The organism is Streptomyces sp. NPDC047061 (assembly GCF_040643955.1).
In the GTDB taxonomy this organism is placed as follows: Bacteria; Actinomycetota; Actinomycetes; order Streptomycetales; family Streptomycetaceae; genus Streptomyces.
Genome location: NZ_JBEYVI010000051.1, coordinates 68,641 through 81,890 on the forward strand (window position 1 = coordinate 68,641; position 13,250 = coordinate 81,890).

At 70.6% G+C, this 13,250-nt stretch carries 13 protein-coding genes; 12 read left to right on the top strand and 1 reads right to left on the bottom strand.

All coding sequences use genetic code 11. The annotated features are described in order from the left end of the window. The first annotated feature begins 96 nt into the window (after window positions 1–96). The gene (locus ABZ887_RS44295) at window positions 97–873 is read left to right on the top strand and encodes a methyltransferase domain-containing protein (protein ID WP_361303791.1); all 777 of its coding nucleotides are present in this window, start codon (window positions 97–99) and stop codon (window positions 871–873) included. A gap of 1 nt (window position 874) precedes the next feature. Here the strand turns inward: ABZ887_RS44295 and ABZ887_RS44300 are convergent, their stop codons facing one another. Next, window positions 875–1,987 carry a transaldolase family protein gene (locus tag ABZ887_RS44300; protein ID WP_361303794.1) on the bottom strand — a complete coding sequence of 371 codons (1,113 nt, stop codon included), beginning with the start codon at window positions 1,985–1,987 and terminating at the stop codon, window positions 875–877. Window positions 1,988–2,252: 265 nt separating this feature from the next. Here ABZ887_RS44300 and ABZ887_RS44305 point away from each other — a divergent pair, with 265 nt between their 5' ends. The 11 genes from ABZ887_RS44305 to ABZ887_RS44355 all read left to right on the top strand — a co-directional run. Then, entirely contained in the window at window positions 2,253–2,768 is a 516-nt protein-coding gene (locus tag ABZ887_RS44305; protein WP_361303797.1) for a cupin domain-containing protein, read from the top strand. A 73-nt stretch (window positions 2,769–2,841) separates the two neighbouring features. Continuing rightward, complete coding sequence (locus tag ABZ887_RS44310) at window positions 2,842–4,503, top strand: FAD-binding oxidoreductase (protein WP_361303800.1); 1,662 nt, start codon at window positions 2,842–2,844, stop codon at window positions 4,501–4,503. 92 nt (window positions 4,504–4,595) lie between these two features. Next, complete coding sequence (locus ABZ887_RS44315) at window positions 4,596–5,978, top strand: MFS transporter (protein ID WP_361303803.1); 1,383 nt, start codon at window positions 4,596–4,598, stop codon at window positions 5,976–5,978. Between the two features lie 74 nt (window positions 5,979–6,052). After that, on the top strand, window positions 6,053–6,814 hold the full coding sequence (locus tag ABZ887_RS44320) for a glucose 1-dehydrogenase (RefSeq protein WP_361303806.1): 762 nt from the start codon (window positions 6,053–6,055) through the stop codon (window positions 6,812–6,814). Window positions 6,815–7,085: 271 nt separating this feature from the next. Next, a complete protein-coding gene (locus ABZ887_RS44325; RefSeq protein ID WP_361303809.1) occupies window positions 7,086–8,252 on the top strand; it encodes a 3-deoxy-7-phosphoheptulonate synthase in 1,167 nt (388 codons plus the stop codon). A gap of 18 nt (window positions 8,253–8,270) precedes the next feature. Beyond that, entirely contained in the window at window positions 8,271–9,041 is a 771-nt protein-coding gene (locus tag ABZ887_RS44330) for a 2,3-dihydro-2,3-dihydroxybenzoate dehydrogenase (RefSeq protein WP_361303812.1), read from the top strand. 25 nt (window positions 9,042–9,066) lie between these two features. Further along, entirely contained in the window at window positions 9,067–9,708 is a 642-nt protein-coding gene (locus tag ABZ887_RS44335) for an isochorismatase family protein (RefSeq protein WP_361303815.1), read from the top strand. 17 nt (window positions 9,709–9,725) lie between these two features. Further along, window positions 9,726–11,609, top strand: a complete 1,884-nt coding sequence (locus tag ABZ887_RS44340) for an anthranilate synthase family protein (RefSeq protein ID WP_361303833.1) — start codon at window positions 9,726–9,728, stop codon at window positions 11,607–11,609. After that, window positions 11,597–11,929, top strand: a complete 333-nt coding sequence (locus ABZ887_RS44345; protein ID WP_361303818.1) for a hypothetical protein — start codon at window positions 11,597–11,599, stop codon at window positions 11,927–11,929. Before ABZ887_RS44340 ends, ABZ887_RS44345 begins: the two co-directional genes overlap by 13 nt. 44 nt (window positions 11,930–11,973) lie before the next feature. Beyond that, window positions 11,974–13,161, top strand: a complete 1,188-nt coding sequence (locus tag ABZ887_RS44350) for a 3-hydroxybenzoate 6-monooxygenase (RefSeq protein ID WP_361303821.1) — start codon at window positions 11,974–11,976, stop codon at window positions 13,159–13,161. Further along, window positions 13,116–13,250: chorismate synthase (locus tag ABZ887_RS44355; RefSeq protein ID WP_361303836.1), on the top strand; the 135-nt coding region annotated here is incomplete at its 3' end. The genes ABZ887_RS44350 and ABZ887_RS44355, both read left to right, overlap by 46 nt.

Here is a 13,250-nt window from a genome sequence, read left to right on the forward strand (position 1 = left end):
GGATCGGGCCGTGACCCGTGAGTACGGGGACACGAACGGTGACGGGGGCCGCCGAAGGCGGTGCCCGGCGCACAGAGCGGAACGTCGGGGGACGGGATGTCCGAGATCAAGAGTTATCTGCGTTCGCTCGAACGCAGCCGTGACTCCCTGCGAGTGGAGCACCGGCCCAGGGTCTTCTCGCTGGGCGGCAGGGAATGGGACCTGCTCGACACGGTCTTCGCCCCGCTGCACGCGGGCACCACCGAGATCGTCATGGAGCTGCTCGGCCTCTCCGGTCCGGGACGCCGTGACTGGCGCGGCTCGTTCCTGGAGGTCGGCTGCGGCACCGGGGTCGTCGCCGTGACCGCCGCCCTCACCGGCTGCGAGCGGGTCGTCGCCTGCGACATCAACGCCGAGGCGGCGGCGAACGCCGGGCTCAACGCGGGGCGGCACGGGGTCGCCGACCGGGTCCGGGCCGTGCACAGCGACCTTTTCGAGGCGCTGCCCGCCGGGGAGCGCTTCGACACCGTCGTCTGGAGTTCGCCGTACGTCCGGGCGCCGGAGGACTACCGGTTCGCCAGTCCTCTGGAACGCGCCTATGTGGACCCCGGATACGAGGCACACCGCAGGTACGTGGACGAGGCACCGCACCGGCTGACCGACGGCGGCCGGGCCCTGCTGCACTTCAGCAGCAGAGGGGACATGGACGGACTGCACCGGATCGCCGAGGAGACGGGGCGGCGGCTGCGGGTGCTCGCGAGGCACGTCGTCGTCGACAGGGGAGACACGGTCGAGCACTTCCTGGTGGAGATACGTTCCGGTGAGGGTGCTTCGGGGGTGCGGCACAGTGCCGCGCACCGGGGCAGGCTCGTGGCCGGCCCGGCCGAACGATGACTCACTCCGCCTGAGTCGCCGCCAAGAGCTCGTCCCACGCGGCGCGTTCTCTCTCGATCGCCGCGGTCTCCAGTTCGTGCGCGAGCGAGTCGAGGACGATCCCGGCCCATCCGTACGCGTCCAGCACCCGGCAGGCCGCGCCGTGTTCACCTGAGAGGGTGTCACCGTGGAACCCCTCGCGGAGTTCCAGCGCTTCGAGCGCCTGCTGGGGTATGGCGTGCAAGGTCATCCAGGCGATGAGCCGTTCGACCCGGTTCAGTGCGGCTCGCGGGGACTCCGGGGCGTTCTCCGACGTCCAGAGCAGGCGTTGGGGGCGGGCGCCGTCGGCCACCAGGTAGCGCCAGTGGGGACAGCCGAGGCTCTCCTCGTAGCGGCGGTAGACGAGCCGGGCGACCGCCACCCCGGCCTGTCCGCGCAGCGCGGCGGCGCGGGGGTCCGCCGAGCCGTCCAGCAGGGCGTCGGTGCGGGCGTTGAGATGGCCGATGTCCAGGGAGACGAGCGAGGCGGCGGCGGACACGGCGTGACCGTCGGCCGCGGCGCGTTCCAGGCCGCGGAAGTAGACGTCCACCGCCTGGGCGTACCGCTGCACGGAGTACACGGAGGTGACGTGCACGCCGACGCCGTGGGCGAGCACGTCACCGGCGGCGGCAAGTCCCCTGTCCACGACGGGAATCCGGATCAGTACGTTGGGGCGGTCGACCATCTCCGCGAGCCGCCTGGAATGGTCGGCCATGGCCTGGGCGTTCGCGGCCAGGCGGGGCGCGATGCCCAGCGAGACCCAGCCGTGCATGCCCTTCGTCTCCCGGAACACCGGTTCCAGCGCCGTGCAGGCCGCACGGGCGTCCTCGGCGAGAAGCGCATAGACGCGTTCCTCGGCCGCGGCGGCGCCGGGGAGCCGGCTCAGCTGGTCCTGGTAGGCGGAGGTGTCCGCCATGGCACGCGCGACGGCCGCAGGCCGGGAGATGACGCCGCCGACCAGCCCGTCGGCCACCAGTCTCTCCAGGCTGCCGTCGGCCAGGCGGCCGCGGTGGTAATCGTCCAGCCAGAGACCGACTCCCTCCGCCCTGAGCTGGTCGAGGACGCCACTGCGTTTCGAGCGCGGCCGTGTGATCAATGACTGCCTCCGTTACAGCAGCCGAACGAGATATAAAGGGCGGCCATGATTCTAGGGCCTGGTATTACGTTTCTGTGTTCGTGGCGATAACGGCCGAGTCACTTCGCGATCACGTCGCGGACACCTGACAAAGTATTCGTCACGAGTTGCGTGTCGGCTCGTCATGTGTATCGAAAGGCTGTGGGGCCACACCTGACAAACTAAGCCCGTTTGCGTTGCAGGCGGCGATGGTGGCGTGTGAAGCTCCCGGAGGACTGGTCAGTGGGTGAATGAAGTGTTCTCTGGAGGGGCGTTGACCGCATGGCTCGACGGACGGTCGCCGGTGATTCGCCGCGACGGCGAGGGGATTTCCCGGCTCTGGGGGAAAGGGTCCGTGGTCACCACGAAACTCTCCGCCGAGGAGACCGGTGGCGCGTTGGGGATCACGCACTTCAGCGCCGTGATGGGAGAACGCGCGCCGCGCCATACCCACACGCTTGAGGACGAGATCTTCATCGTCGAGGGTGGGGAAGTCGTCCTCACCGTCGGAGACCGCACCGAAATCGTCAACGGTGCTGGCGTGCTGTTTCTTCCGCGTGGTGTACCGCATTCCTACCTGGTGGAGAGCGAGACCGCCCGTTTCTATGTCGTCACCACGCCCGGTGGATTCGAGAGGTTTTTCGCGGAGGCCGGCTATCCGACCGGGCTCGGAAAATCGGCACCGGTCGGTGATTCATGGTCGGTCGACCGCACCCTGGAATTCTCCGAGAGTCTCGGGCTCGGCCTGATCTGGGGCGACTGACCACTCGGCGTATGTCGGACCTTGTGTGACTTCCCAAAAGCTTGCACCGATACAGAAAGAGAACGCGGGTTCCATGAAAAGACGAAGTGTCCTGGCCGGCACGGCCGCCGCGATAGCCGCCACGACCTTGGAGACCGGCCCCGTGGCGACGGCCGTCGCCACGGCTTCCACCACCCCCGGCTCCGACGCCGTCACCGTCCTTCCGGGTGATCCCCGCTATGCCGATCTCGTCGTCGGCAACAACTCCCGCTGGGTGGCCCGGCCCGACTCCGTCCGGCTGGTGCGGACCACCGGGCAGGTGGTGCGCGCCGTTCAGGAAGCCGTGGACGGCAACAAGCGGATCTCGGTGCGCAGCGGCGGCCACTGTTACGCGGACTTCGTCTTCAACCCCGAGGTCCGGGTGGTCATCGACACCTCCCTGCTGGACACCGTCGCCTACGACGAGAAGCTCAACGCCTTCGAAGTGGGCGCGGGAGCGACGCTGCTCCACGTGTACGACTCCCTCTTCAAGGGCTGGGGCGTCACCATTCCCGGCGGCATGTGCTACTCGGTCGGAGCGGGCGGGCACATCAGCGGCGGCGGCTACGGAATGCTCTCCCGACGGCACGGCCTGACCGTCGACCACCTCTACGCGGTCGAGGTCGTCGTCGTGGACGCGAACGGCAAGGCCCGCAGCGTGGTGGCCACGCGCGAGGCCGCCGACCCCAACCGCGACCTGTGGTGGGCGCACACCGGCGGTGGCGGCGGCAACTTCGGGGTCATCACCCGGTACTGGTTCCGCAGCCCCGAGGCCACCGGCACCGACCCCTCCGCGCTCCTGCCCGAGCCTCCCGGGGACGTCCTGGTCAGCGCGCTCGCCCTGCCCTGGAGCGAGCTGGACAAGGACGCCTTCACCTCGCTCGTGCAGAAGTTCGGCGCGTGGCACGAGAAGAACGGCTCCGCCGACACCTCCGCGGCCTCGCTGTGCAGCTTCCTGATGATGAACCACCAGGCGAACGGCAGCATCGGACTGCTCACCCAGATCGACGCCACCGTCCCCGACGCGGAGAAGGTGCTCGACGACTTCCTGTCCGACGTCACCTCCTCGCTCTCCGACGCGGCCGTACGCCCGATGTCCGAGCCGGTCGGCGAACTGGGGGCGCTGCCCGACCTGTTCACGCCGCAGCGGCTTTCGTGGCTGCACTCGGTCAAGCTGCTGGGCACCAGCAACCCGACCCTGACCAACCCGACGCTGCGCGGCCACCACAAGTCCGCCTACCTGCGCAAGAACGTCACCACGGCACAGGCCACGGCGATGTACCGGCACCTGACGCGCACCGACCAGGAGAACCCCGCGTCCATGGTCGTCCTCCTCTCGTACGGCGGGAAGATCAACACCGTGGGCTCCGGCGAGACCGTGTCGGCGCAGCGGGACTCGATCTTCAAGGGGCTGTTCCAGAGCTTCTGGTCGGGTGCCGACGACGATGCCGCGAACATCGGCTGGGTGCGTGACGTGTACGGCGAGGTCTTCTCGGCCACCGGCGGCTATCCCGTGCCGGGCGTGGCCACGGACGGCTGCTACATCAACTACCCGGACGCCGACATCACCGACACGAAGGTCAACACCACCGGCGTGCCCTGGTACACCCTCTACTACAAGGGCAACTACCCGCGGCTGCAGCAGATCAAGGCCGCGTACGACCCCCGGAACACCTTCCGGCACTCGCAGTCCGTCGCTCTTCCCGACCACACGTGAGGCGAGCAGTGCAGCAGCATGACGTCGCCGCGGCCGCGCGGACGGAACCGGCCCGAACGGCTGCCGAAGCGGCATCCGACAGGAGACGAGGCGTGGCCTTCGCCCTGCTGGCGTCGGTCCAGTTCGTCCTCATCCTCGCCATGAGCGTGCTCAACGTCGTACTCCCGGACATCCAGCGCGAGTTCGGACTCGACCGCGCGGAACTCGCCCTGCTCTCCGCCTCCTACGGCATGTCGTTCAGCGGACTGCTGCTCCTGGGCGGCCGGCTGTCCGACCTGTACGGAAACCGGCGGATGTTCCTTCTTGGTACCGGGGTGTTCGGGGCGAGTTCGGTGCTGGCCGCGGTGTCCCCGGGGCTGTGGACGCTGCTGGTGGCGCGCTTCGCCCAGGGGGCCGGTGCCGCACTGGCCGTGCCGGCCGCGATGGCGCTGGTCAGCGTCGTGCACCCGGAACCCGCTCGGCACGCCCGCGCCATGGCCGTCTGGGGCGGGCTGGCGGCCTCCGGCGGGACCGCCGGCATGCTGCTGTCCGGCGTGGTGGCCTCGTCGGATTCCTGGCGCTGGGCGTTCGTCGTACCCGTCGCGGTGGCGGCGGTGACCCTCGTCGCCGCCCCCCGGCTGGTTCCCGAGGGCGCTGCTCCCCGGGGCGGCCGGCTGGACATCCTCGGGGCCGCACTGGTCACCACCGGGATCGCGCTGCTCAGCTACGGCCTGGTGGAGGCACCGGAGCGCGGCTGGACCTCCCCGCCGGCGCTCTCCACCCTGATCGGCGGCGGTGTGCTGCTGCTGGGGTTCGTCATCACCGAGGCGCGGGTGCCCCAGCCGCTCCTGCCGCTGTCGTTCCCCGCCTCCCCGCGCAGGGCGATGTCGCTGCTGGGGGTCTTCCTGGGCGCCGCCGGCATCACCACGATCTTCTTCATGCTCGCGCTGTACTTCCAGGAGGTCCGGGGCTATTCCGCGCTGGAGACGTCGGCGGCCTTCCTGCCCTTCGGCCTGACCCTGGTCGCCGGCGGCCTGAGCGTGGGCAGGCTGGTGCAGCGCTTCGGGGCGCGCGTGGTGCTGGTCGCGGGACTGGTGCTCGCCGGAACGGGGCTGGCGGCGCTGGGCCGGATCGGCACGGACACGCCGTACGTGGGCGCGACACTGGCCGGGCTGGTGCTCTTTCCCGCCGGGGTGGCGCTGGTCTTCGCCGGCTCCACCGTCACCGCGACCACGGACGTCCCGCAGGACCAGGCCGGTCTCGCCGGCGCCGTGGTCAACACCGCGCTGGAGGCCGGGCCGGCCATCGGGCTCGCCGTCCTGGTGACCCTGGCCACCGGACGCACGACGGACCTGGTGCACACGGGGACGGGCGCCGCGTCCGCCCTGACCTCCGGCTACGGCTTCGCCTTCACCGTCGCGGCCGTGGCCTTCGCCGCCGCCGCGGTGTGCGCGCTCGTCCTGCTGCGCCCTCGCCCCTCTGGGGACAGCGGCTGAAGGACCCCGCCCCTGCCGCCGCTCGGGCACGCTGATTTCCCATCCATCACGACATGTACCAAGGAGCACCCCCCATGACCGCCCGTTTCAAGGACAAGGTCGTCATCGTCACCGGCGCCGGAGCCGGCATCGGCCGGGCCAGCGCCAGGGCCTTCGCCCGCGAGGGCGCCACCGTGGTCGCCGCCGGGGCCCGGCCGGAATCCATCGAGGAGACCGTGCGACTCGTCGACGAGGAGGGCGGCACGGCCAGCGCCGTCGTCGCCGACGTCACCCGGCCCGAGGACATGGAACGCCTGGTGCGCACCACGGTGGAGCGCCACGGCGGGCTGCACGTCGCGCACAACAACGCGGGCGTCTTCGGCAGGCCCACCCCGGTCGGCGACCTGGACCTGGCGGCGTGGCAGTCCGTACTGGACGTCAACCTGAACGGTGTCCTGCTCAGCATGCAGCAGGAGATCAGGCACATGCGGGCGCACGGCGGTGGCGTCATCGTCAACACCGCGTCCAACATCGGGTACCACGGCCGCCGCCCCGGCATGGCCGCCTACGCCGCCTCCAAGGCCGCCGTGAGCACCCTCACCCGGGTCGCGGCACTGGACCACATCAAGGACAACGTACGCATCAACGCGGTGAGCCCCGGCGCCACGGACACCAGCATGTCGCTGCGCCCCGGGGAGACCGACGCCGATCGTGCGGCCCGGCTGGCCACGACGGTTCCGATCGCCCGCGTCGCGGCGACGGACGAGATCGTCAACGCCGTGCTGTGGCTGGCGTCCGACGAGTCGAGCTTCGTCGTCGGCCACGACCTCGTCGTCGACGGCGGCGTCACCACCTGATCCCGCCTCCCGATCCCCCTCTCCCGATTCACCGCGTCCCGGCTGCGTGCTCCTATGGGCCACGAAGCCGGGACGCCGTGCTTTCCGAAAATCCCAGGGTCCGGCCCGATGAATTCACCCCGACCGGCGGATGAATTCACCCCGGTCCCCCGGAACATGACGAAGTAACGATTCCCTGCTTTACGGAGATTCCGCGATTCCGCAGAATCGGTGAAAGCAACTCACGAGTTCAGCCGAGTAAATCCTTCTGCAACCCATGAGAGGAACCGAGTTGGACAGCGAGCTCGCTTACATCGAATCGCTCCCCGCTCTCCAGCAGCCCGATTGGCAAGGCCGTCCCGAAACGGACCGGGCGAGGCGGGAACTGGGCGCGCTGCCGCCGCTCGTCGAAGCCGCGGACGTGACCCGGCTGCACGACCACCTCAGGACGGTCGCCCAGGGGAACGCCCAGGTCGTCCAGGCCGGCGACTGCGCCGAGGACTGGGCGGAGAACGGCCGCGTGGACGTCGCCCGCAAGGCCGCGGTGCTCGACCTCCTGGCGGGTGTCATGCGCGTCAACGCGGGCCGGCCCGTGGTGCGCGTGGGCCGGCTCGCCGGCCAGTACGCCAAGCCGCGCTCCAAGCCCACCGAAACGGTCCAGGGTGTCGAACTGCCCGTCTACCGCGGGCACATGGTCAACGACCCGAACCCCGACCCGGTACTGCGCCGCCCCGACCCCCGGCGCCTGCTGACCGGCCACCGGGCCGCGCGCGAGGTCATGGAACACCTCGGCTGGGCCGGCAGCGCCCGGAGCGCCCAGGCCCCCGTGTGGACCAGCCACGAGGCCCTCCTGCTCGACTACGAACTGCCCATGCTGCGCCGGCAGGACGACGGCGGCCTGCTGCTCACCTCGACGCACTGGCCGTGGATCGGCGAGCGCACCCGGCAGGCGGACGGCGCCCACGTGGCTCTCCTGGCGGCCGTGCGCAACCCGGTGGCCTGCAAGGTGGGACCCACCATGACAGCGGAGGAACTGCTGCGCCTGTGCGAGCTGCTGGATCCCGACCGTGTCCCCGGGCGGCTGACGCTCATCGCACGGATGGGGGCCGGCACGGCGCCCCGCAAGCTCCCCGCCCTGGTCGCCGCGGTGCGCGCCGCAGGGCACCCGGTGATCTGGCTGTCCGACCCGATGCACGGCAACACCGAGTGCGGCCCCGACGGTCTGAAGACGCGTTTCGTGCAGAGTCTCGTACGGGAGGTACAGGAATTCCAGGAATCCGTGGTGCTGGGCGGCGGAATTCCCGGTGGCCTGCACCTGGAAACCACTCCGGACCAGGTCACGGAATGCGTCGCTGACGCCACTTGCCTGGATTCGGTCGGAGACAAGTACACGAGCTTCTGCGACCCGCGGCTCAATCCCCGGCAGGCCGTGGAAGTCGCCTCGGCCTGGCGTCGCTGACAAGGAGATCTGTTCATCATGCAGGAAAAGATCGCGCTGGTCACGGGAGCCGCGGGCGGAATAGGCGAGGCCGTCGTCCGCACGCTGGGCGAACGCGGGGCCTCGGTCGCCGCCGTGGACAAGGACGCCGACCGGCTGAGCGAGGTGACCGGGAAACTGGCCGCCGCCGGGCTCCGGGTACGGGCGTTCCCCGCCGACGTCACCACGAGCGCGGCGGCCGAGCGCCTGGTCGCGGACGTCGAGGACACCCTCGGACCGATCGACCACCTGGTCAACGGGGCAGGCGTACTGCGGCTCGCCAAGGCCCGGGACCTCACCGACGCGGACTGGGCTGCGACCTTCGCCGTCAACACCACCGGCGTCTTCTTCATGTCACGCGCGGTGGTCAACCGCATGGTCCCGCGCCGCACCGGGGCCGTCGTCACCGTCGCCTCCAACGCGGCGGGCACGGCACGCACGGACATGGCCGCGTACGCGGCGTCCAAGGCCGCCGCGACCATGTTCACCAAGTGCCTCGGCCTGGAGGTCGCCCGGTACGGCATCCGGTGCAACGTGGTCGCCCCCGGCTCCACCGAGACACCGATGCTCACGTCCATGTGGAAGGACGACCACGGGCGCACCGCGACCCTCGAAGGATCGCCCGACGCCTACCGGGTGGGCATCCCGCTCGGCAAGCTGGCCCGCCCCTCGGACGTGGCCGACGCGGTGGCGTTCCTCCTCTCGGACCAGGCCGCGCACATCACGATGCACGACCTCACCGTCGACGGCGGCGCGACCCTCGGCGTCTGACGAACCCATCGATACGAGGAAGACCATGCCAGGCATACCCCCCATCCAGCCCTACCCGATGCCCCGAGCCGGCGAGCTGCCCGCCAACACGGCTGACTGGAAGGCCGATCCGGACCGCGCGGTCCTGCTCGTCCACGACATGCAGCGGTACTTCGTCCGGCAGTTCCCCGAGGACCGGGCACCCGGCGCCGACCTCGTGCGGAACGCGACCCGGCTCCGCGAACAGGCCCTCGCGTCCCGCATGCCCGTCGCGTACACCGCGCAGCCGGGCGGCATGACCGACGAACAGCGCGGACTGCTCAAGGACTTCTGGGGACCGGGCATGCGCGTCGCTCCCGCCGACCGGGAGATCGTGGCGCCCCTCGCTCCCGGACCGGACGACTGGCTGCTCACCAAGTGGCGCTACAGCGCGTTCTTCCGGTCCGATCTGCTGGACCGGATGCGCGCCCTCGGACGCGACCAGCTGATCCTCTGCGGCGTGTACGCGCACATCGGGGTCCTGGCCACCGCGGTGGAGGCCTTCACCAACGACATCGAGACGTTCCTGGTGGCCGACGCCGTCGCCGACTTCACCGAGGCGTACCACCGGCTGGCCCTCGACTACGCCGCCGAGCGCTGCGCCCTGGTCACCACGACGACGGAAGTGATCGAGGAACTCGGCCGATGAACGAGGAGAGAACCCGTATGGCACCCGACCTGTTCGACCGGATCCTCGGGGCCCGGCCGTCCGCCTTCGCGCTGCTGCACCGCCCCGAAGCGACCGGCGCGGACACCCTGGCGGTCCTTTCGGGTACGGCGTCGACGGTGGACGCCGTCGCCCGGATACCCCTGAGCGAGGCACCCGATCCCGATGCCGGGGCGCGCCACGAGGTGCTGGCCCTGATCCCGTACCGCCAGGTCGCCGAGCGCGGCTACGCCTGCGCCGACGACGGCGAACCGCTGATCGCGATCACCGTGCAGGAGCAGACCTCCGTCGCGCTGAGCTACGCCCTGCGGCGGCTGCCGGACGAGCCGGTCGTGCTCAGCGGCGGCGCCTTCGACCTGGACGACGACGAATACGCCGGCATCGTCCGCAAGGTGATCACGGACGAGATCGGCACGGGCGAGGGGGCGAACTTCGTCGTCAAGCGGTCGTTCGTCGCCGACATCACCGGCTACACGGTGCACAGCGCCCTGGCGTTCTTCCGGCGACTGCTGGAGCGGGAGCAGGGCGCGTACTGGACGTTCGTCGTGCACACCGGCGACCGCACCTTCGTCGGCGCCTCCCCCGAGCGGCACGTGAGCCTGCGGGCCGGCCGTGCCGTGATGAACCCGATCAGCGGCACCTACCGCTACCCGCCCTCCGGCCCCACCCTGCCGGGGGTGATGGACTTCCTCGCCGACCGCAAGGAGACCGACGAGCTGTACATGGTCGTCGACGAGGAACTCAAGATGATGGCGCGCATCTGCGACCCCGCTCCCCGGGTCGTGGGGCCGTATCTGAAGGAGATGGCGCGGCTCGCACACACCGAGTACTTCATCGAGGGCGCCAGCGACCACGATCCCCGCGCCATCCTGCGGGAGACCCTGTTCGCACCCACGGTGACGGGCAGTCCGCTGGAGAGCGCCTGCCGGGTGATCAACCGCTACGAGCCCCGCGGGCGCGGCTACTACAGCGGCGTGGCCGCCCTGATCGGACAGGACGAGCAGGGACGGCGCACGCTCGACTCCTCGATCCTCATCCGCACCGCCGACATCGACGACGCGGGCCGGCTGAGCATCGGCGTCGGTGCCACCCTGGTGCGGCACTCCGACCCGGACTCGGAGGTCGACGAGACCCGGGCCAAAGCGGCCGGCCTCCTCGCCGCCCTGGGCGCCGAGGACCCCACCCGCCTCGCCGAACACCCGCGCGTGCGCCAGGCACTGGAGCAGCGCAACGACTCGATCGCCGGGTTCTGGATCGGCGAGCGCGCCCACCGGACCGGCCACCGGCCCGCACTCGCCGGACGCCGGGTCCTCGTGGTGGACGCGGAGGACGCCTTCACCTCCATGATCGGCCACCAGCTGCAGGCCATGGGGCTGAAGCCGACGGTCCGGCGCTTCGACGAGCCGTACTCCTTCGACGACCACGAACTCGTCGTCATGGGCCCCGGCCCCGGTGATCCGCGCGACACCCGCCACCCGAAGATCGCACACCTGCGGTCCGCGATCCACGCACTGCTGGACCAGCGCCGGCCCTTCCTCGCCGTCTGCCTGAGCCATCAGGTGCTCAGCACCCTGCTCGGCCTGGAACTGGTGCGCCGGCCGGTGCCCAACCAGGGAGTCCAGCGGGAGATCGGCCTCTTCGGAGCGCGGGAACGAGTCGGCTTCTACAACACGTTCGCCGCCCGCGGCACGCAGGACGCGTTCGAGGTTCCCGGCACGGGGACCGTCGAGGCGAGCCGGGACGACACCACCGGGGAGATCCACGCGCTGCGCGGGCAGGGCTTCGCCTCCATGCAGTTCCACGCCGAGTCCGTGCTCACCCAGGACGGCGTACGGATCGTCGGAGACGCCCTCGAGGGGGTGCTGCGCACGTGCACGTGGTGATCGCCTGGTGGCACCTCGACCGGTCCGCGCAGACCATCGCCTCGCTCCGGGACTTCCTGCGCGACGAGGCCGTGGACCGCTTCTCCCGGGTACCGGGGCTGCGCCTGAAGGTGTGGATCTCGGACGAACGCACCAACCGGTGGGGCGCCGTATTCCTGTGGGAATCGGCGCAGGCCGCGGCCGTGCCCATGCCGGCCCGAGCGGCCGAGCTCATCGGCTACCCGCCCACCGAACGGCACGCCTTCGACGTCGAGGCCACCGCGGAGGGCGCCCACGACACCGTCCGGCTGGCCCGACTGGGCCTCGCCTTCACCGGCTGAACCCACGCCTCCCGACCAGCTTCCCCACAGCGACAAGGATCACGATGAAGGTACTCATTGCCGGGGGCGGTATCGGCGGCCTCGCGGCGGCGCTGAGTATCGCGCGCCACCACCACCCGGTCGTCGTACTGGAACGAAGGGACACCTTCGGCGAACTGGGCGCGGGCATCCAGCTGGGCCCGAACGCCTTCCATGCTCTGGACCGCCTCGGCGTCGGCGCGGCGGCCCGGCAACACGCCGTCTACACCGACGAGTTGAGGTTCATGGACGGCACCACCGGGCGGCGGGTCGCGAGCATGCCGCTCACCAGCGCGTACCGCACCCGCTTCGGCAACCCCTACGCCGTCGTGCACCGCGGCGATCTCTACCAGACGCTCCTCGACGGCTGCGCCGCCCAGCGGAACATCACACTCCACACCAACTGCTCCGTGACCCGTTACGAACAGGACCCGGACAGCGTCACGGCGATCACCGACAGCGGGCGGTGTTTCACCGGCGCCGCGCTCATCGGCGCCGACGGCATCCGCTCCGCCGTGCGCAGCCAACTCGTCGGAGACGGTGCGCCGCGCGTGTCCGGCCACACGATCTACCGGTCCGTCATCCCCATGGAGCGGGTTCCGCAGGAACTGCGCTGGAACACCGTCACCGTGTGGGCAGGCCCCAAATGGCACTTCGTCCACTATCCCATCGGCGGCGGGAAGTTCCTCAATCTGGCGGTCACCCGCGACGGCGGCGCCCAGGACGTCGTGGTCGGCAGGCCCGCCGAGCGGGCGCACGTCCTGTCCGAGTTCCCCGAACTGAGCGACACGGCCCGGCAACTGCTGGAACTGGGGACCGACTGGAAGGAATGGGTCCTGTGCGACCGCGACCCGGTCGAGCGCTGGACGGACGGCCGCGTCGCCCTCCTCGGTGACGCCGCGCATCCCATGCTCCAGTACGCGGCCCAGGGCGCCTGCATGGCGCTCGAGGACGCCGTCCTCATCGGCCAACTGCTCGCGGGCGCGGGCGGGGACGTCCCGCAGTGCCTGGAGAAGTACAACGCCGAGCGCTACGAGCGTGCCGCCAGGGCCCAGCTGGTGTCCCGTGCCATAGGCGAACAGCTCTACCACCCGGCCGAGGACGCCGCCGTCGCCCGCAACGCCATGCTGTCCGCCCTCACGGTCGACGAACTGTACGACAAGGTCGAGTGGCTGCACGGGGCTCGTATCGGCGGCTCGGGAGAACACCGTTGAGCAGGCTGCGTTGGCTGACCGCGGGGGAGTCCCATGGTCCCGCACTTGTCGCGACGTTGGAGGGCCTTCCCGCCGGCGTGCCGATCACG